The 17,999-nt window shown below is 71.4% G+C and carries 17 protein-coding genes and 1 pseudogene; 12 read left to right on the forward strand and 6 right to left on the reverse strand.

Translation table 11 applies throughout. The features are described from left to right. The first annotated feature begins 12 nt into the window (after window positions 1–12). The 7 genes and pseudogenes from OG322_RS31335 to OG322_RS31365 form a co-directional block, all read left to right on the forward strand. Window positions 13–291 (forward strand): hypothetical protein, encoded by a 279-nt coding sequence (locus OG322_RS31335; protein ID WP_123468660.1) that lies wholly within the window; start codon window positions 13–15, stop codon window positions 289–291. An 88-nt stretch (window positions 292–379) separates the two neighbouring features. Further along, window positions 380–577, forward strand: a complete 198-nt coding sequence (locus OG322_RS31340; protein ID WP_123468657.1) for a hypothetical protein — start codon at window positions 380–382, stop codon at window positions 575–577. Between the two features lie 228 nt (window positions 578–805). Beyond that, window positions 806–1,102, forward strand: coding sequence for a Sec-independent protein translocase subunit TatA (tatA, locus tag OG322_RS31345; RefSeq protein WP_123469763.1), 297 nt, complete (start codon window positions 806–808; stop codon window positions 1,100–1,102). 47 nt (window positions 1,103–1,149) lie between these two features. After that, a complete protein-coding gene (tatC, locus tag OG322_RS31350; RefSeq protein WP_124286500.1) occupies window positions 1,150–2,115 on the forward strand; it encodes a twin-arginine translocase subunit TatC in 966 nt (321 codons plus the stop codon). 18 nt (window positions 2,116–2,133) lie between these two features. Beyond that, on the forward strand, window positions 2,134–3,042 hold the full coding sequence (locus OG322_RS31355) for a diacylglycerol kinase (protein ID WP_124286501.1): 909 nt from the start codon (window positions 2,134–2,136) through the stop codon (window positions 3,040–3,042). 44 nt (window positions 3,043–3,086) lie between these two features. After that, window positions 3,087–5,921: a DEAD/DEAH box helicase gene (locus tag OG322_RS31360; RefSeq protein WP_123469761.1), complete on the forward strand. Its 2,835-nt coding sequence runs from the start codon at window positions 3,087–3,089 to the stop codon at window positions 5,919–5,921. Window positions 5,922–5,969: 48 nt separating this feature from the next. Beyond that, window positions 5,970–6,170, forward strand: a pseudogene (locus OG322_RS31365) (helix-turn-helix domain-containing protein); the annotation flags it as partial. 313 nt (window positions 6,171–6,483) lie between these two features. Here the strand turns inward: OG322_RS31365 and OG322_RS31370 are convergent. The 4 genes from OG322_RS31370 to OG322_RS31385 all read right to left on the reverse strand — a co-directional run bounded on the left by OG322_RS31370 (window position 6,484) and on the right by OG322_RS31385 (window position 10,572). Beyond that, a complete protein-coding gene (locus OG322_RS31370; protein WP_185095653.1) occupies window positions 6,484–6,927 on the reverse strand; it encodes an SPW repeat protein in 444 nt (147 codons plus the stop codon). Between the two features lie 123 nt (window positions 6,928–7,050). Further along, window positions 7,051–8,013, reverse strand: a complete 963-nt coding sequence (locus OG322_RS31375; RefSeq protein ID WP_329307287.1) for an ADP-ribosylglycohydrolase family protein — start codon at window positions 8,011–8,013, stop codon at window positions 7,051–7,053. A gap of 226 nt (window positions 8,014–8,239) precedes the next feature. Then, window positions 8,240–8,884, reverse strand: a complete 645-nt coding sequence (locus OG322_RS31380) for a fasciclin domain-containing protein (RefSeq protein ID WP_329307288.1) — start codon at window positions 8,882–8,884, stop codon at window positions 8,240–8,242. A 119-nt stretch (window positions 8,885–9,003) separates the two neighbouring features. Next, on the reverse strand, window positions 9,004–10,572 hold the full coding sequence (locus tag OG322_RS31385) for a molybdopterin-dependent oxidoreductase (RefSeq protein WP_123469757.1): 1,569 nt from the start codon (window positions 10,570–10,572) through the stop codon (window positions 9,004–9,006). Window positions 10,573–10,804: 232 nt separating this feature from the next. On the opposite strand from OG322_RS31385, the gene OG322_RS31390 reads away from it, so the two are divergent. The 5 genes from OG322_RS31390 to OG322_RS31410 are packed head-to-tail and all read left to right on the forward strand — an operon-like array spanning window position 10,805 to window position 16,281. Then, window positions 10,805–12,079, forward strand: coding sequence for an NAD(P)/FAD-dependent oxidoreductase (locus tag OG322_RS31390; RefSeq protein WP_266412388.1), 1,275 nt, complete (start codon window positions 10,805–10,807; stop codon window positions 12,077–12,079). Then, window positions 12,073–12,798 (forward strand): DUF1365 domain-containing protein, encoded by a 726-nt coding sequence (locus OG322_RS31395; RefSeq protein WP_123469755.1) that lies wholly within the window; start codon window positions 12,073–12,075, stop codon window positions 12,796–12,798. Before OG322_RS31390 ends, OG322_RS31395 begins: the two co-directional genes overlap by 7 nt. 44 nt (window positions 12,799–12,842) lie before the next feature. Continuing rightward, complete coding sequence (locus OG322_RS31400) at window positions 12,843–14,111, forward strand: class I SAM-dependent methyltransferase (RefSeq protein WP_443066602.1); 1,269 nt, start codon at window positions 12,843–12,845, stop codon at window positions 14,109–14,111. After that, complete coding sequence (locus OG322_RS31405; protein WP_123468639.1) at window positions 14,111–15,478, forward strand: SAM-dependent methyltransferase; 1,368 nt, start codon at window positions 14,111–14,113, stop codon at window positions 15,476–15,478. Before OG322_RS31400 ends, OG322_RS31405 begins: the two co-directional genes overlap by 1 nt. Next, window positions 15,475–16,281, forward strand: coding sequence for a DUF1295 domain-containing protein (locus OG322_RS31410; RefSeq protein WP_123468636.1), 807 nt, complete (start codon window positions 15,475–15,477; stop codon window positions 16,279–16,281). The genes OG322_RS31405 and OG322_RS31410 overlap by 4 nt, the downstream gene beginning before the upstream one ends. A gap of 270 nt (window positions 16,282–16,551) precedes the next feature. On the opposite strand, the gene OG322_RS31415 is transcribed toward OG322_RS31410, so the two are convergent. Both OG322_RS31415 and OG322_RS31420 read right to left on the reverse strand, forming a co-directional pair. Beyond that, window positions 16,552–17,331, reverse strand: a complete 780-nt coding sequence (locus OG322_RS31415) for an anti-sigma factor (RefSeq protein ID WP_123468629.1) — start codon at window positions 17,329–17,331, stop codon at window positions 16,552–16,554. Next, complete coding sequence (locus tag OG322_RS31420) at window positions 17,328–17,912, reverse strand: sigma-70 family RNA polymerase sigma factor (RefSeq protein ID WP_124286506.1); 585 nt, start codon at window positions 17,910–17,912, stop codon at window positions 17,328–17,330. Before OG322_RS31420 ends, OG322_RS31415 begins: the two co-directional genes overlap by 4 nt. Window positions 17,913–17,999: the final 87 nt, after the last annotated feature.

Below are 17,999 nucleotides of genomic sequence, written 5' to 3' on the forward strand. Positions count from 1 at the left end.
GGCGGAGGAGAAATGAGCAACCTGTCTGCGGTGTCGGATGTCTCTTCCGTGGCGACCGTCGTCGTTCCCGAGTCCGTACGGTTCAGGGCCGCCTGCCCGGACTGCCGCGCACGGTTCGAGCTGGCGGCGGGCGCCATCCGGCTCGCGATCGGTGCCACCAGCCGGACGACGTTCTACTCCTTCACCTGCCCCGAGTGCGACGCCGCCGTCCGCAGACCCGCGGGGGAGCGGATAGTCGAGCTCCTCACCGACGGCGGTGTGCGGACGCTGCGCCTGCACACCCGCCCTTAGACAGACCACACCAGCCTTCACAGGACACCGGCCGTCAGAACGTCGGACCACCGGACACCCGGACACTAGAAACATCGAGGCTCTGCGCATGTTCTGGCCCATGCTCGCCATCGCCCTGGGGTTCCTCGGAATCGCCGTCCTGGGCGTGCTGGCCATCAAGGTCTTCATCGAGGCACAGCGCCTCGGTCACCAGGTGACGCGTACCACCGAGCGCATCAACCGGGCCGCCGAGGATCTGGAGCGCGCGGCCACTGATCTCGCGGCCACGGGTGAAACCCTGAGGTAGAGGGCCTGCTCGATCGGGGAGGGCGCGGCCTCCTGTTTCTCAGTCTCGGGGGGTACGCTGCTGGTGGCGGCCCAGGCAGGGAGGTGCTGGCCGCTATCCAAAGTATGCACGGGCATTGCCTCGCGTTTACTCCTGCGGGTTACGATCGCTCCCAGCGAATTGGTCGGATGCGTGTCCGACCCAAGGGCAGCGAGCCCACCTCCAGCCGCCTCAGCGAGAAGGAAGCACATCATGGGCAATCTGAAGCCTCTCGAGATCGTTCTGATCATCGCTGTCGTTCTCCTGTTGTTCGGTGCCAAGAAGCTTCCTGACATGGCCCGTTCGCTGGGCAAGTCGGCCCGCATCCTCAAGAGCGAGGCCAAGGCGATGCGGAAGGACGACGAGCCGGCGGCGGCGGCCACGACGGAAGCGGCCGCCGACCAGACGGCCCAGCAGCCCGCGGCTGCGCGCACCATTCAGGCCGCTCCCGGTGATGTCACGAGCTCCCGCCCCGTGAGTGACGCGAAGCCCACCACCCAGAGCTGACAGCTGACGGATCCTCCGGCACTGCCGCACGAGACGAGGGAAGTGGGTTGCTCAAGTCTGCCCGCAAGCAGGAGAAGGACGGCGAGGGGCGGATGCCTCTCGCTGATCACCTGCGTGAGTTGCGTAACCGACTGCTGATCGCGGTCCTGGCGGTCATCGTCATCACATCGGTCACGGCCTTTTTCTACAAGGACCTGATCGACTTCCTGATCCGCCCCATCCTGGAGTCGGTCGGCTGCACCAACGGCAGGAAGGTCCAGGAGAACGGCCACCCGTGCGCCGAGATGACGGTGAACGGTCTGGTCGCTCCGTTCTCCATCGCCCTCAAGGTCTCCCTCATGGCGGGCGTGGTGCTCTCCACTCCCGTCTGGCTCTACCAGCTCTGGGCGTTCCTCGCCCCGGGTCTGCACAAGCACGAGAAGAAGTACGCACTGAGCTTCGTCGGCGCGGGTGTGCCGCTGTTCCTCGTGGGTGGCGCGCTCGCCTACAAGCTGATGCCGCAGACGGCCGCGGTCCTGCTCGAATTCACCCCCGACAACGCGAAGAACCTGCTGCCCGTCGACGACTACCTCAACATCGTCACGCGCATGGTGATCGTCTTCGGTCTCGCCTTCGAGCTGCCGCTCCTGCTCGTCCTGCTGAACTTCACCGGAGTGCTCACGGCCAAGCGGCTCGCGGGCTGGTGGCGCGGCATGGTCATGGGCATCACGATCTTCTCCGCGGTCGCCACGCCCACCGGGGACCCGCTGACGATGATCACGCTGGCAGCGCCGATCGTGCTGCTCTACTTCCTCGCGCTCGGCATCTGCATCGTCAACGACCGGCGCAGGCGTCGCAACAACCCCGACGCCGAGCTGGACGACGACGAGGCATCGGAGCTGGATCTCACCCCCGATGACATCGGCGACATGGAGAACGTGTCGGCGTCGCGGCCCTCCCTGCCCGAACAGGCGGACGGGGAACGGGACGGCGGACGATCGCCGCGGTCGAACGGTTACGACGACATCACCTGACCTTGTAAGGTCCCCCGGGTGACCAGCGAGATCACTCTCTTCGTCAATCCCACCGCAGGACGCGGCCGGGGCGCGCACGCCGCGCAGCCGGCCGCTTCCGCGTTGCGGGACGCCGGATTCTCCGTTCGTACGGTCCTCGGCGAGGATGCCGACGACGCGTTGCGGCGGGCGCGCGAGGCCGTGGCCGGGGGCACCGGAGCGCTGATAGCCGTCGGCGGCGACGGGATGATGTCCCTCGCCCTGCAGGCCGTCGCCGGGACCCGGACGCCGCTCGGCGTCGTGGCCGTCGGCACCGGGAACGACTTCGCCCGCGCCCTCGGACTGCCGATACGGGATCCGGCCGCGGCCGGCCGGCTGGCCGCCGAGGCGCTCAAGGGGAGCGCCGTCCGCGAGATCGACCTCGGCCTGGTCGGCGACCGGTGGTTCGGGTCCGTGCTCGCCTCCGGTTTCGACTCCCGGGTCAACGACCGCGGCAACCGGATGCGCTGGGTCGGCGGCCGGTTCAAGTACGACCTGGCGATCCTCGCCGAGCTCGCCGCGTTCAGGCCCATCGCCTACCGCATGAGTCTCGACGGCGGTCCGGTCCGGGAGGTCGCGGCGACGCTCATCGCCGTCGGCAACGGATCGACGTACGGCGGCGGGATGCGGATCTGCGCGGACGCCGTCATGGACGACGGCCTGTTCGACGTCACCGTCGTCGGCGACTGCAGCCGCACCACCCTGCTCAAGGTGTTCCCCAGGGTCTACAAGGGCACCCATCTCGGCCACCCCGTCGTCACCGTGCACCGGGTCTCCTCGATCGAGCTCGAAGCCGTCGGTGTCACCGCGTACGCGGACGGTGAACCGCTCGGCGCGCTGCCGCTGACCGCCACCTGCGTCCGGGGCGCCGTCAGGGTGCTCGGGGCGGGTTCTGCCACGGTGAATTAAAGATCGCGTCACTGTCAGAGGCGGCGGGTAGGCTCGTGGACAAGATGACAGAGGACCTCTCACCAGCTGAGCGATACCAGGCTTCCCGGATCCGAGCCGCCGAGCAGGCGACCGCGTTCGGGCCGTTCCGCGAGATGTACGAGTTCGATCTGGACCCCTATCAGATCGAGGCCTGCGGGGCGCTGGAGGCCGGCAAGGGGGTGCTCGTCGCGGCCCCGACCGGCTCGGGCAAGACGATCGTCGGCGAATTCGCCGTGCACCTCGCCCTCGAACAGGGCCGCAAGTGCTTCTACACCACGCCGATCAAGGCCCTTTCCAACCAGAAGTTCGCCGATCTGGTCAAGCGCTACGGCGCGGACAAGGTGGGCCTGCTCACCGGCGACAACAGTGTCAACGCCGATGCCCCGGTGGTCGTCATGACCACCGAGGTGCTGCGGAACATGCTGTACGCGGGCTCCCAGGCACTGGTCGGCCTCGGCTATGTGGTGATGGACGAGGTGCACTACCTCTCCGACCGCTTCCGGGGCGCGGTGTGGGAGGAAGTGATCATCCACCTGCCCGAATCCGTGACGCTGGTGTCACTTTCGGCGACCGTGTCCAACGCCGAGGAGTTCGGCGACTGGCTGGACACCGTCCGCGGCGACACCGCCGTGATCGTCTCCGAGCACCGGCCGGTGCCGCTCTGGCAGCACGTGCTGGCCGGCCGCCGGATGTACGACCTCTTCGAGGAGGAGAGCGACCACGGCGGCCGCGGCGTCGGACGCCGTGAGGTCAACCCCGACCTGGTCCGGCTCGCCCGCATGGAGAACCAGCGCGGATACAACCCGCGCGAGCGCCGGCGCGGCAAGATGGTGCGCGAGGCGGACCGCGAGCGCGAGCGGCGCCAGCGGAGCAGGATCTGGACGCCGTCGAGGCCCGAGGTCATCGACCGGCTGGACGCCGAGGGGCTGCTGCCCGCCATCACGTTCATCTTCAGCAGGGCCGGCTGCGAGGCCTCCGTGCAGCAGTGCCTGCACGCCGGACTCCGGCTCAACGACGAGGACAAGCGCCGGCTGGTACGGGAGATCGTCGAGGCGCGCACGGCGTCCATCCCCACCGAGGACCTCCATGTCCTCGGTTACTACGAGTGGCTCGAAGGCCTGGAGCGGGGCATCGCCGCGCACCACGCCGGGATGCTGCCGACCTTCAAGGAGGTCGTCGAGGAGCTCTTCGTGCGCGGGCTCGTGAAGGCGGTCTTCGCGACGGAGACGCTGGCTCTCGGCATCAACATGCCCGCCCGCTCCGTGGTCCTGGAGAAGCTCGTCAAGTGGAACGGCGAGCAGCACGCGGACATCACCCCCGGCGAGTACACCCAGCTGACCGGCCGGGCCGGGCGGCGCGGGATCGACGTCGAGGGTCACGCGGTGGTGCTCTGGCAGCGCGGCATGGACCCGGGCGCACTGGCCGGACTCGCGGGTACGCGTACGTATCCGCTGCGCTCCAGCTTCCGGCCCTCCTACAACATGGCCGTGAACCTGGTGCAGCAGTTCGGACGGCACCGTTCGCGGGAGTTGCTGGAGACCTCGTTCGCCCAGTTCCAGGCGGACCGGTCGGTGGTCGGGATCTCCCGCCAGGTCCAGAAGAACGAGGAGGGCCTGGAGGGCTACCGGGAGGGCATGACCTGCCACCTCGGTGACTTCGAGGAGTACGCGCGGCTGCGCCGCGACCTCAAGGACCGGGAGACGGAGCTCGCCAAGCACGGCGCATCGCAGCGGCGGGCCGCGGCGGCGGCGTCCCTGGAGAAGCTCAAGCCCGGCGATGTCATCCATGTGCCGACCGGAAAGTTCGCCGGACTGGCGCTCGTCCTGGACCCCGGGCTGCCCGCCGGGCGGACCAACGGACACGGGCACCGCGGGCTCGAATACCACGACGGGCCGCGGCCGTTGGTGCTGACGGCCGAACGGCAGGTCAAGCGGCTGGCCTCGATCGACTTCCCGGTGCCGGTGGAGGCGCTGGAGCGGATGCGCGTCCCGAAGTCGTTCAACCCCCGTTCGCCGCAGTCGCGCCGCGATCTGGCGTCCGCGCTGCGCACCAAGGCCGGGCACATCGTGCCCGACCGGCATCGCAAGGAGCGGTCCGTCGCCGCCGACGACCGCGAGATCGCCCGCTACCGGGCCGAGTTGCGCGCCCACCCCTGCCACGGGTGCGACGAGCGCGAGGACCACGCGCGGTGGGCCGAGCGGTACCACAGGCTCCAGCGGGACACCCAGCAGCTGGAGCGCCGCATCGAGGGGCGCACCAACACGATCGCCCGGACCTTCGACCGGATCGTGGCCCTGCTGACCGAGCTCGACTACCTGCGGGGCAGCGAGGTCACCGAGCACGGGCGGCGGCTGGCCCGGCTGTACGGCGAGCTGGACCTGCTGGCGAGCGAGTGCCTGCGGGCGGGTGTGTGGGAGGGGCTGAACCCCGCCGAACTCGCCGCGTGCGTCTCGGCGCTGGTGTACGAGGCGCGGCAGTCCGATGACGCGGTGGCGCCCAAGCTGCCGTCAGGGCCGGCCAAGACCGCGATGGGCGAGATGGTCCGGATCTGGGGGCGGCTCGATGCCCTGGAGGAGGACTTCAAGATCAACCAGGCTGAGGGGGTCGGACAGCGCGAACCCGATCTCGGCTTCGCCTGGGCGGTGTACATGTGGGCGTCCGGCCGGACGCTGGACGAGGTGCTGCGCGAGGCGGAGATGCCGGCGGGGGACTTCGTGCGGTGGTGCAAGCAGGTGATCGATGTGCTGGGGCAGGTGGCGGCCGCGGCGCCGCGTGAGGGCAGTTCGGTGGGGCGGAGCGCCCGAAAGGCGGTTGATGAGGTGCTGCGGGGAGTGGTGGCTTACAGCTCTGTGGGGTGAGGCGGGGACGGGGCCCGGGGCTCAGCCCCGGGCCCCGCTCCTCACATGCTGTTCACCACGCGGGGATATGCCGCGACCACCACGCGGTCCGTCGCCGAACGGGCGGGTGTGCGCCAAGCGACGATGTACCACTACGCGGCGGGCAAGGAGGATCTCCTGGCAGCGCTGCTGGAGTCGACCGTCGCCCCGTCGCCCGCACTGGTGGGGGAACTCCTCGCGGAGGGCGGCCGGCCCGCCGAGGAAGGGTTGCGGGGGCGTTCGCGGCGGCCACGGCGGATGCGGCGATACGGACCGTGGGGGTGCGGGGGTTGCGGAGGCGCCGCTCCGCAACCCCGTTCCCCGGACGCCGGAGGGGCTTGAACCGGCCGTCGGGCGGACGGGTCGCGACTCGCCCCCGTACGCGCCCTCGTCAGCGAGTTCTCGCCGCGGGGGATGAATAGTTGCGGTCGTCCTGCCGGCCTGCCGAGAGGCCGGGTGCTTCGCGCGTGAACTTCCCGGGCACGCGAACGGCCGCACCGTGAACCATCCACGGTGCAGGCCGTCACAGCCCGTCGGGCGCGTTCTACGACCGGTCCCGGCTGCTCTTCAACGACGCTCCTGCGCAGACCAGCCCCAGGAGGACCGTCAGGCCGCCGATGATGACGTTGTTGAGTACGACGCCCATGTCCGGGCTGCTGCCCACCACCCAGGGCGAGACGATCATCCAGGCGCCCATGACGCACATGGCCCAGCTCAGGCCGTACATCCGTTGCGGCATCACGGTGAACCCGAGACCCAGCACGGCGATCGCGATACCCATGATCAGGTTGTGGTTCACCAGGGTGGTCTGGCTCGTCGTGAAGTGCAGCACCCAGGGCGAGAGTGCGCAGTACAGGCCGACCAGGAACACCGGTGCGTCCACGAGCGCCACATCGCGGCCACCCATCACCCGGGCGTAACGATCGCGCATTTCGGAGGCGTCGGGGTGTCCGGCCAGATCGTGGCCGGCGTGCGAGAGGTTTGACATGAGGTTCGTCTCCTTCGCTCCCGCAGGCCAGGATGCGCCTTGTGCGATAAGCGGCCTGCTATGCCATTCTGCTCTTATTTGTGCCTTATGTGTAGCTTCAAGGCGGCTGAATTTCGGCAGGAATCACATCGGTCCGGGGCTGTCCAGCCGCTCGGCCAGGGCCACCAGATCCGGTGTGCGCAGCACCCGGTCGCCGTACCCCGGCAGCGGGACGTGCAGCGGTCCGGTCCACCGCGGAGGGATCGCGCCGAACCCGTACACCGCGCCCGCCAGCGCCCCGGTCACGGCCGCCACGGTGTCGGTGTCCCCGCCCACGTCGATCGCCGCCGCGAGGGCGCTCTCGTACGAACGCCTCGTGCGCAGCGCCCACAGCGCGGTGCCCAGGCAGGGCCACACGGCGCCGTTGAACTCCGTCGCCGCCTCAGGGCGCCAGTCCGGCGCGAGGGCGGTGGCCCAGCGTTCGCGGTGGTCCGGGTGCACGGCGGCCAGAGCGTCCGGGACCGCGGTGAGCGGATCGGTGCCGTCCAGGGCCGTCCGGATCAGTTCGTGCAGCACGGCGGTGCCCTCCCACGCCGCGCGGTCGCCGTGCGTCAGGGCGGCGATCCGGCGCGCCGCGTCCATGGTCACCGTCCGCGCGGCGTCAGCCTTCCGGCCGGGCCGGGCGAAGTACACGGCGGAGGTGGCGGCGCGCATCAGTGAACCGTTGCCCGCCGCCCGTCCGTTGGTCTGGAAGTGCAGCGCCGCCGCGGTGTCCCACGGGTCACCGCTGGTCAGTACGTCCTCCGTCTGGAGGCCGATGTCCTTCGGCTCGCCCGCCGCCCACCGGCGGAACCTGTCGAACAGGTCGGGCGGATCGAGGCCGCCGCGCTCCAGCAGGGACTCCGCGACCAGAACGGCCATCTGCGTGTCGTCCGTGGCCTCGCCCGGGTCCCAGCCACCGCCGCCGCACATCGTCCCGGCGCCGTCCGGGAAGCGGGCCGTGTACACGCCCGCCGGGCCGAACTCGAACGGCGCCCCCAGCGCGTCACCGACCGCCGAACCGACCACGGCGCCCGCCACCCGGTCCCGCGTGCTCAGGGAGTTCATCCCGTCAGCGTACGGAGGCCGACCGCTTCGCGTACGCGCGGACCGCCCCATGCTCCGGTGCGGTTCCCGGCGACAGCCGAAACCGGCCAGGGAGGCGTGGTCGCCCTGGCCGGTCCGGGTGGGATCCGGTCGCGGATCCGTACGCGGCCGTGTCCGCGTGGGGCCGAAGTCCTCATGTCCCCCTGCGGGTTGCCGGGGGGAGCGGGCATCGTCCGGCCGCGGCCCGCTACTTCGGGGGCATCAGGACCGTGTCGACGATGTAGACCGTCGCGTTGGCGGTCGGCACATTGCCGCAGACGACCTTCGAGGAGTCGTTCACGGTGTACGACATGTCCGAACCGGACGTCGTCAGCTTGCCCTTCTCCAGTGTCTCGAAGGAGCCCTTCTCCAGCTGCTTCGGCGTCAGTTCCTTGCCCACCACGTGGTAGGTGAGCACCTTGGTCAGTTCGGCCTTGTCGGCCAGCAGCTTGTCCAGGTCGGCCTTCGGGACCTTGGCGAAGGCGTCGTTGGTCGGGGCGAACACCGTGATGTTCTGTGCGTTGTTCAGGGTGTCGACCAGTCCGGCCTTCTTCACCGCGGTGACGAGGGTGGAGAGCGCGGGGTTGTTCGAGGCGGCCGTGGCGACCGGGTCCTTCGACATGCCGTCGAAGGAGCCCGAACCGCTCTTCGGTACCGACGCACAGCCCGGGCCGAAGGGCTTGTCCATGCTCATCGAGTCGCCGGCGGAAGCGGAGGCCGATGCCTTGTCAGAGGTGGCGGTGGAGCCGGACGCACTGTCCTTGGAATCGCTGGAGCAGGCCGCGAGGGTGAGCGGGAGTACCACTGCCGCGGACATGGCGACGGCGGCGCGGCGGGCGTAGAGGGCGTTCATGATGTTCTCCTGGGTCGATCTGGGTGACGAAGTGATGACGCTTGGTGAGCGATGGTGGGCGTGAGAGCCGACGGGCTGTGCTCCGTACGGAACGCGGGAGGGGAGGCGGCGGTGTCGGCTCAGGACACGTTGACCACCACCGAGTGCCAGCCGGTCGCCCCGTTGGGCACGGTGCCGACCCGTTGGTCGGTCTGGGTGGCGCCGGTACGGTCCGTCGCGCGGACCTCAAGGGTGTGGTTGCCGGAGGTGGCCGGCCACTCCCACACCCACTGGCGCCAGGTGTCCCGGCTGTCCTCGGCCGCCAGCCGCGCGGGGTGCCACGGACCGCCGTCCACCCGGACCTCGACCCGCGAGATCCCGCGGTGCTGGGCCCAGGCGACCCCGGCGACCGGGATCGTGCCGGGCTTCGGGGAGGCGAACGGGCGGGGGGTGTCGATCCGGGACTCGGTCTTGATGGGAGCCTGCTGGGACCAGGACCGCTTGACCCAGTAGGCGTCGTAGTCGTCGAACGTGGTGAGCTCGATGTCCTTCATCCATTTGCAGGCCGACACGTATCCGTACAGGCCGGGAACGACCATCCGGACCGGGAAGCCGTGGTCGAAGGGCAGCGGTTCACCGTTCATGCCGAGGGCGAGCATCGCGTCGCGACCGTCCATGACGGTCTCGACCGGGGTGCCGATGGTCATGCCGTCCACCGAGCGCGTGATGATCTGGTTGGCGGGGCCGCCGCGGGACGGCGGCTTCACCCCCGCCTCGCGCAGCAGATCGGCCAGCCGCACGCCGATCCACCGGGCGTTGCCGACATACGGTCCGCCCACCTCGTTGGACACACAGGTCAGGGTGATGTCGCGCTCGATGATCTCGCGGCGCAACAGGTCCTTGAAGCTGAGCGTCACCGGGCGTTCCACGCCCTTGCCGTGGATCCTCAGCCTCCAGTCGTTCGCGTCGATGCGCGGGACGACCAGGGCCGTGTCCACCCGGTAGAAGCTCTTGTTCGGTGTGATGAAGGAGCCCAGCCCCCGGATCTTCAGATCGGCTCCCGCCGGTACGGCCGGCGCCGCCGATGCGGGCACGGGCAGCACCAGGTCGTGCCGTGAGGCGGTGGCCCCGGCCTGAACGGCGGAGGTGAGCCGCCGCCCCAGCAGACCGGCGCCGGCCGAGGCCGCCGCCGCGGCGCTCGCCGCGATGACGAAGCCCCGCCGGTCGAAGGTGCCGGATGAGGGCTCCCCGCCCCTCCCGCCAGCCGCGGGGGAGGGACCGGGAGCCGGTGCGAGCCGTCCGACCAGGAGGTACAGCACTCCCGCGGCCAGTACGGCACCCACCACCGAGGGCAGTGCGTCGGCGAGCCGGCCTTCCGGCCGGCCGACCGCGGCGACTGCCCCGACCACGCCGAAGACCAGTACGGCAGCCGAGCCGGTCACCCGGTGCCGCAGCGCCAGCACTCCGACCACCACGGCGAAGCCCGCCAGGAGAACCAGGATGCCCAGCTCCAGGACCAGCTTGTCGTTCGTGCCGAAATTCCGGACGGCGAAGTCCTTCAGCGCCGGGGGAGTGCGGTCGATGACCGCCCCTCCCACCGCCGTGATCGGACCCGCCTCGGGACGGATGACCGCCGCCACCAGCTCGGCGACGGCCAGCGCGCTGAACCCGGCGATCAGACCGCTGAGCGCGGCGAAAGCAGCACGCACCCAGCGGGACCGCCGGGACCCGGGGGCCCCGTCCTGCGCATCGTTCTGATCTTCGCTCACACCGGGGATTCGTCGCCGGACGCCCGACGGATTGGTTCATCACCCGAATGGGTGAGAGTTGATCACGGCCAATCCAGGGCGCGACCTGCAACGAATCACATCCGAGAGGCATCCGCCGCTCCTCCGGAAACAGAAGGAGGGGCGAACGGGGCGGGTGCTCGGAGGGAGCGGTATGACAGGGATGCGGCGACGGACAGCCGTGGTGGGGAGCGGGGTGGCGGGGCTGACCGCCGCCCACGTGCTGCGGACGGCCCGCGACGTGACGCTGTTCGAGGCGGACGACCGGGTGGGCGGACACGCGCACACCCACGAGCTCCCCGCGTCGGACGGCCGCGTCCACCACGTGGACTCCGGGTTCATCGTGCACAACCAGCGCACCTACCCGCATCTGCTGCGGCTCTTCGCGGAACTCGGCGTCGCCACGCAGGAGTCGGAGATGAGCATGTCCGTGCGGTGCGAGGGCTGCGCACTGGAGTACGCGGGCGCCCGCGGCCCGGCGGGCCTCCTGGCCCGGCCGCAGGCCGCCCGCGATCCGGCCTATCTGCGGATGCTGGCGGCGGTGCCCCGCTTCCACCGGTCCGCCCGGCGCCTCCTGGCGGACGGCGGACCCGGCGCGGACACCATGACGCTCGGCGAGTTCGCCGCCCGCGGCCGCTTCTCCCCGTACTTCACCGCCCACTTCCTGACCCCCCTCGTCTCCGCCGTCTGGTCCTGCGACCCGGTGACCGCGATGCGCTACCCGGCCCGCCACCTCTTCCGCTTCCTCGACCACCACGGGCTGCTCTCGGTCGGCGGCTCCCCGGTGTGGCGGACCGTCACCGGCGGATCGGGCGCCTACGTCGAACGGGTCACCAAACAGCTCGGCGCCGTCCGCACCGCGACCCCGGTGCGGGCCGTGCGCCGCCACCCGGACGGCGTGGAGATCACTACCGCGGACGACACCACCGAGCAGTTCGACTCCGTCGTCATCGCCACCCACCCCGACCAGGCGCTGCGGCTGCTCGCCGACCCCACGGACGAGGAACGCGACACCCTCGGCGCGTTCCGCTACTCCCGCAACCCCACGCTCCTGCACACCGACACCCGGCTGCTGCCGCGGGCCCGCGGTGCCCGCGCCTCCTGGAACTACCTGATGCCGTCCTGCACCGCGAGCCCCGACCACGTCACCGTCAGCTACGACATGAACCGGCTCCAGCGGCTCGACGCCCCCGAGACCTTCGTCGTCACGCTGAACGGCGCCGACCGTGTCGCCCCCGGCCTGGTCCGCGCCCGCATGGTGTACGAACACCCCGTCTACACCCCGGAGTCGGTGGCCGCGCAGGCCCGGCTGCCCGCCCTGTCCGGCCCGCTCACCGCCTACGCGGGGGCGTACCACGGCTGGGGATTCCACGAGGACGGCTGCCGCTCGGGGGCGGCCGCCGCCAGAGCCCTGGGGGTGGACTGGTGAACGCCCTCTACCCCTGCACCATCGCCCATGTGCGGTCGGCCCCCGTCAAGTACGCCTTCCGGCACCGCACCTACCTGTGGCTGATCGACCCGGACAGGCCGCCGCCGCTGCCCGCCGCCCTGCGTCTCCTGGCCGGTTTCGACCCGCGCGACCACTTCGGCGGCACGGCCCCGACCATCCGGGCCGGCCTGAGCCGGTTCCTGGCAGCGAACGGCATCGACCTCGCCGACGCGACCGTGCAGATGCTCACCCAGGCCCGGGTGTTCGGCCACGTCTTCAACCCGCTGACCGTCTACTGGTGCCGCCGCGCCGACGGCACCCCGCTCTGCACGGTCGCCGAGGTGCACAACACCTACGGCGAACGCCACTGCTACCTGCTGCATCCGGATGCCGGCGGGCGGGCCTCCACCGGCAAGGAGTTCTACGTGTCGCCGTTCTTCGGCGTCGACGGCGCCTACCGGATGCGGCTCCCCGAACCCGGACCCCGGCTCGAACTGGCGGTGCACCTGGAACGGGCCGGTATGCGGCCCCTCACCGCCACCGTGCGCGGCGTGCGACGCCCGGTGACCCCGCGCGTACTGCTCCGGCTGGCGCTGCGCCACCCCTGGTCCACAGCCGTCGTCTCGGTCGCCATCCGGCTGCACGGAATCCGCCTCCTGCTGCGCGGACTGCCCGTGCGGCCCCGTCCCCGCCACACCGCTCAGGAAGGAATGCAGTGAGCGTGTCCACGTCCCACTCCCCGTCCCCCGCCGCCTTGTCCCCGGTGGCCGCCCCGTCCCCCGCCGCCTTGCTCCCGGTGCCCGCCCCGGCCACCGACCCCGAGCGCTGGCCCGATGTCGCCCGGCCGCCACGCGCGTCCCGGCTGCGGACCGCCGTCGCCGAACGGCTCGTCCGCCACGCGCTGGCCCGGCTCCCGCTCCGCGCCCGCCTCGCCGGACAGCAGGACATCGGCCTCGGCGGCCCCCTGATGGACGTCCGCGACCCCGCCGCCTTCTTCCGCAGAATCGGGGTGAACGGCCTGATCGGTTTCGGCGAGTCGTACATGGCGGGCGAATGGGACTCACCCGACCCGGTGGGCGTCCTGACGGTCCTCGCCGACCAGGTGGCGACGCTGATCCCGCAGCCCCTCCAGCGGCTGCGCGGACTGTGGGCAGGGCGCCGGCCCGCGGAGCAACGGGGCACACCCGAAGGCGCCCGGGACAACATCAGCCACCACTACGACCTGTCCAACGAGCTCTTCGCACTCTTCCTCGACGAGACCCTCAGCTACTCGTCCGCCGTCTTCCGCAGCTTTCCCGCGGACCCCGAGGCACTGCCCGCCGCCCAGCACCGCAAGATCGACCGGCTGCTCGACCTGGCCGGCGTCGGACCCGGCACCGAGCTCCTGGAGATCGGCACCGGCTGGGGAGAGCTGGCGATCCGGGCCGCCGCCCGCGGGGCCCGCGTCGTCTCCGTCACGCTCTCCGCCGAACAGCGGGACCTGGCCCGCCGCAGGATCAGCGAGGCCGGGTACCAGGACCGGGTCGACGTCCGGCTCTGCGACTACCGCAGCATTCACGGGCAGTACGACGCGGTGGTCAGCGTCGAGATGATCGAGGCGGTCGGCGCGGAGTACTGGCCGGTCTACTTCCGCACCCTGGAGGAGCGGCTGGCCCCCGGCGGCCGCATCGCCCTCCAGGCCATCACCATGCCGGACGACCGGATGCGCGCCTCCCGCACCACCTTCACCTGGATCCACAAGTACATCTTCCCCGGCGGACTCCTGCCGTCCGTCGAGGCCATGGCAGAGGTCGCGGCCGAGCACACCGGCCTGCGCATCGACCGCTGCGACGACTTCGGCACGCACTACGCCGAGACGCTGCGGCTGTGGCGGGAACGGTTCGCCGAGCGGACCGCGGAAGTCGACGCACTCGGCTTCGACGCGACCTTCCGCCGCATGTGGACCTTCTATCTGGCCTACTCCGAGGCGGGATTCCGCTCCGGCTACCTCCATGTGCGGCAACTGCTGCTGACCCGTCAGGAAACGGCGTGATGACACTTACCGGCAAGCAGGCCACGACCGGCGCGGCCCAGCGACTGGAACCCCTCGTCGAGCAACTGCTCGGCGGCACGCTCCCGGTCAGGGTACGGATGTGGGACGGCAGCGAGACCGGGGCCGCAGACGGCCCTCTGGTCCACGTCCGGTCCCGGCGGGCGCTGCGCCGGCTGCTCTGGGCGCCGGGCGAACTCGGCCTCGCCGAGGCGTACATCACCGGTGACGTGGAGGTCGAGGGAGACCTGGCCGAAGGGCTGCGGGCGATGCGTCACGCCGTACGCGAGCGCGGGCTGCGCCCGCCGCGTCCCGGCATCGGCGACCGGCTGCGGGCCGCCGGCACCGCACTGCGCCTGGGCGCGGTGGGGCCCCGGCCGCCGGTTCCCGCCGCCCGCGCGGGACTCCACGGCGTCCTGCACAGCAAGTCCCGCGACCGGGCCGCCATCAGCCACCACTACGACCTCTCCAACGCCTTCTACGCCCTGCTCCTCGACGAGACGATGGCCTACTCCTGCGGCTACTGGACCAGCGACGCCCCCGGTTACGGACCCGCCGACGCCCAGCGCGACAAGCTCGAACTGATCTGCCGCAAGCTGGACCTGCGCCCCGGAGCCCGCCTGCTCGACATCGGCTGCGGCTGGGGATCGCTGACCCTGTACGCCGCACAGCGGCACGGAGTCCGGGTCACCGCCGTCACCCTCGCCCGGGAACAGGCCGCCCACGTCCGCGCACAGGTGGCCGAACGGAACCTGGGCGACCTGGTCGAGGTCCGCTGCTGCGACTACCGGGACATCGACCGGGCACCGGGGCACGAGGGCGGTTACGACGCGGTGTCCACCGTCGAGATGGGCGAGCACGTGGGGGACGCGGAGTACCCCGCCTTCACCGCGACCCTGCACGCCATGGTCCGACCGCGCGGGCGGGTGCTGGTCCAGCAGATGTCCCGGGGCCGCGACGCACCGGGCGGCGGCGCGTTCGTCGAGTCGTACATCGCGCCCGACATGCACATGCGCCCGCTCGGGGAGACGGTCGCACTGCTGGAGAGCGCCGGACTCGAAGTACGTGACGTCGAGGCGCTGCGCGAGCACTACGTCCGGACCGTCGAGGCGTGGCGGCGCACTCTGGAGCGGAACCAGCGGGAGTTCGTGGACCTGGTCGGGGAGGAGACCGTACGGGTGTGGCGGCTCTACCTGGCCGGTGGCGCCCTCGCCTTCGAGGAGCGGCGGATGGGCGTGGACCAGATCCTCTCCGTACGGCCGGAGGAGACCGGTGCGGCCGCGATGCCCGCCACCCGGCGCGGCTGGTACGCGCAACCGGCGGCGGAACCGGTCGTCCGCGACGGCGCGACGGCCGGGGGCACCGGGTGAACGGCTTCGGATGGGCGGCGTTCGCCGAGGGCCTCGCGCCCAGTGCGGGCGCCGCCCTCGCCGTCCTGCTCGGCACGTTCGTCGTCGCTCTGTACAGGGGCGTGCACCGGGTCGTGGACACCGCCTGGGGCCTGGGGTTCACGGCCGTCGCACTCGTCTCCTACGCGATGTCGGCCGGCGGCGGGGGAGACGGCACCCGACGGCTTCTGGTCACCGTGCTGACGGCGGTGTGGGGGCTGCGCCTGGCCTGGCACATCGCCCGGCGGGGAAGGGGCCACGGCGAGGACCCACGCTACGAGGCGATGCTGGCCAAGGCGCCGGGGAGCCCCGCGCTGTACGCCCTGCGGAAGGTGTACCTGCTCCAGGGGGCCCTGGTCTGGCTGATCTCACTGCCGGTGCAGGCGGCCGGGTACGTCATGGGGCCGGCCGGAGCCTGGGCCTGGGCCGGTGCCGCGCTCTGGGCGGTCGGACTCGGCTTCGAGGCGGTGGGGGACCACCAGCTGGCCCGGTTCAAGGCGGATCCGGCCAACCGCGGGCGGATCATGGACCGGGGGCTGTGGTCCTGGACCCGGCATCCGAACTACTTCGGCGATTTCTGCGTGTGGTGGGGCCTGTTCCTGATCGTCTGCGAGGCTCCGGCGGCTGCCGCGGCCACGGTCGTGGCGCCCGCGCTGATGAGCTTTCTGCTCATCGGCGGCAGCGGAAAGGCCCTGCTGGAACGGCATATGGCCCAGCGCCCCGGCTTCGCCGCGTACACCGCCAGGACCAGCGGCTTCTTCCCCCGGCCGCCGCGCCGGGGCTGAAGCCCACGGCCCTGGGGTGCAGTGGGCCCCGTACCTCCATCGCCTCCCAACGGCGGAGGTACGGGGCGAGCACCGCGCAGTGGTCTCGGCCCGCCGGGACGACCCGACCCGGGGCGAGCGCCGTGACCACCACGTCCGGGGGCGGGACCTTCGCCGCGAGGCGGCCGGCGGTCCCGCTCGCGACATGTGCCCGTCGTGGCGCGGCTCATGCTGCCCGCGGCAGGTTGTCCGGAACGCGCCGTTGCGGACAACCTGCCGCAGGCCACCACCTCATGCCGACGGCAGCTTCATCAGCGCCAGGGGAGTGGAGGTCGGCTGCTTCGACCCGCCCGCCGGCTCGACCGTGATGCCCATGCCCGTGGCGCCGTCCACCGGCCCGTCGAGCAGGGTCGCGTACGTCGTCGACGAGGGGCCGGTCGCCTGCATCAGCCCTGCGGAACGCATCGTGCCGCCGTCGTCGAACCACAGCTGGTAGACCTTGCCGCCGGGTGCCTGCGCCAGCCCCGAGGCGAGGAACACGGCCCGGTCCTGGCTCCTGGAGACCACCACGGTGCCCTTCACCCCGTCGCTCAGCGTGGCCGAATCGGACCGGGCGTCGGGGGCCGAGATGACCTCGGCCACCTGCCGGCTCCGCTGCTGGGCGGCGCGGGCGTCGGACCGGGCGTCCTGCGCCTCCTGGTGCTGCCAGACGGCGATGCCGCCGAAGCCGGCCGCCGCGGCGAGGCAGGCGGCCAGCGCGAACCTCGACAACCGCCCGGCCCGGCCCGTGCCGTCCCGGCCGGTGCCCCCGCCGGAACGGGCCCGCCGGCCGGTGGACGGCGACTCCTGGCGTACGGTCGCGATCTCCCGCAGCACCCGCTCACGCAGGTCCCGCGAGGGCGTGGCCGCCACCGCGAGGCCGAGCCGGGTCGCCGTCTCCGACAGCTCCCGTACCTCCACGGAGCAGGCCTCGCAGTCGCCCAGGTGGCGTTCGAACTCCCGGCGTTCGGTCTCCGGCAGCGCGTGCAGGGCGTAGGCCCCGGTCAGTGTGTGAAGTCCGGCGTCGCTCATGAGCTCACCCCGAGGCAGTCGCGCAGCCGGATCAGTCCGTCGCGCAGTCGAGTCTTGATCGTTCCGAGCGGCACCGCCAGCAGTTCCCCTACCTCGCGATAGGTCAGTCCGCGGTAGTACGCCAGCGTGACGGACTCCCGTTGCAGCTCCGAGAGGGTCCGCATGCAGCGGCGGACCTGCTCCCGCTCCAGCCGGCTCTCGACCTGTTCGGTGACTTCGTCGAAGGCGGGGGTGCGGTCGAGCAGCGCGGCCTTGTGCTCACGGGCCGTCGTCGCCTCCACCGAGCGCACCCGGTCCACGGCCCGGTGGTGGGCCAGGGTCAGCACCCAGTTCATGGCACTGCCGCGGGCCGCCTGGAAGCGCGGCGCGGTGCGCCACACCTCCACCAGCACCTCCTGTGCGACCTCCTCCGACTGGGCGGGGTCGCGCAGGACGCTTCTCACCAGCCCGAGCACCGGACCGCAGACCGCTTCGTACACCTGAGCGAAAGCGTCCTGATCACCCCGGGCGACCATTCCCAGGAGCTCCTGGAGGTCGGGCCCGGCCGAGGCCAGTCCGCTGATGTGCACGGCTTCTTTCACGCGGGCTTCCTCCCGGGGCGGTCAACGGTCTCCAGGGGTGATTCGGAGCCGGTTGCGGTGCGGATTGGTCGGCGGGGGAAATCCTTC

Source organism: Streptomyces sp. NBC_01260 (assembly GCF_036226405.1).
Lineage (GTDB): Bacteria > Actinomycetota > Actinomycetes > Streptomycetales > Streptomycetaceae > Streptomyces > Streptomyces laculatispora.

Coding starts and splice junctions, on each gene's coding strand:
- OG322_RS31405 (WP_123468639.1), top strand. CDS start 14,111: ATGACACTTACCGGCAAGCAGGCCACGACCGGCGCGGCCCAGCGACTG.
- OG322_RS31390 (WP_266412388.1), top strand. CDS start 10,805: ATGACAGGGATGCGGCGACGGACAGCCGTGGTGGGGAGCGGGGTGGCG.
- OG322_RS31380 (WP_329307288.1), bottom strand. CDS start 8,884: ATGAACGCCCTCTACGCCCGCCGCGCCGCCGTCGCCATGTCCGCGGCA.
- OG322_RS31360 (WP_123469761.1), top strand. CDS start 3,087: ATGACAGAGGACCTCTCACCAGCTGAGCGATACCAGGCTTCCCGGATC.
- OG322_RS31370 (WP_185095653.1), bottom strand. CDS start 6,927: ATGTCAAACCTCTCGCACGCCGGCCACGATCTGGCCGGACACCCCGAC.
- OG322_RS31415 (WP_123468629.1), bottom strand. CDS start 17,331: ATGAGCGACGCCGGACTTCACACACTGACCGGGGCCTACGCCCTGCAC.
- OG322_RS31340 (WP_123468657.1), top strand. CDS start 380: ATGTTCTGGCCCATGCTCGCCATCGCCCTGGGGTTCCTCGGAATCGCC.
- OG322_RS31375 (WP_329307287.1), bottom strand. CDS start 8,013: ATGAACTCCCTGAGCACGCGGGACCGGGTGGCGGGCGCCGTGGTCGGT.
- OG322_RS31335 (WP_123468660.1), top strand. CDS start 13: ATGAGCAACCTGTCTGCGGTGTCGGATGTCTCTTCCGTGGCGACCGTC.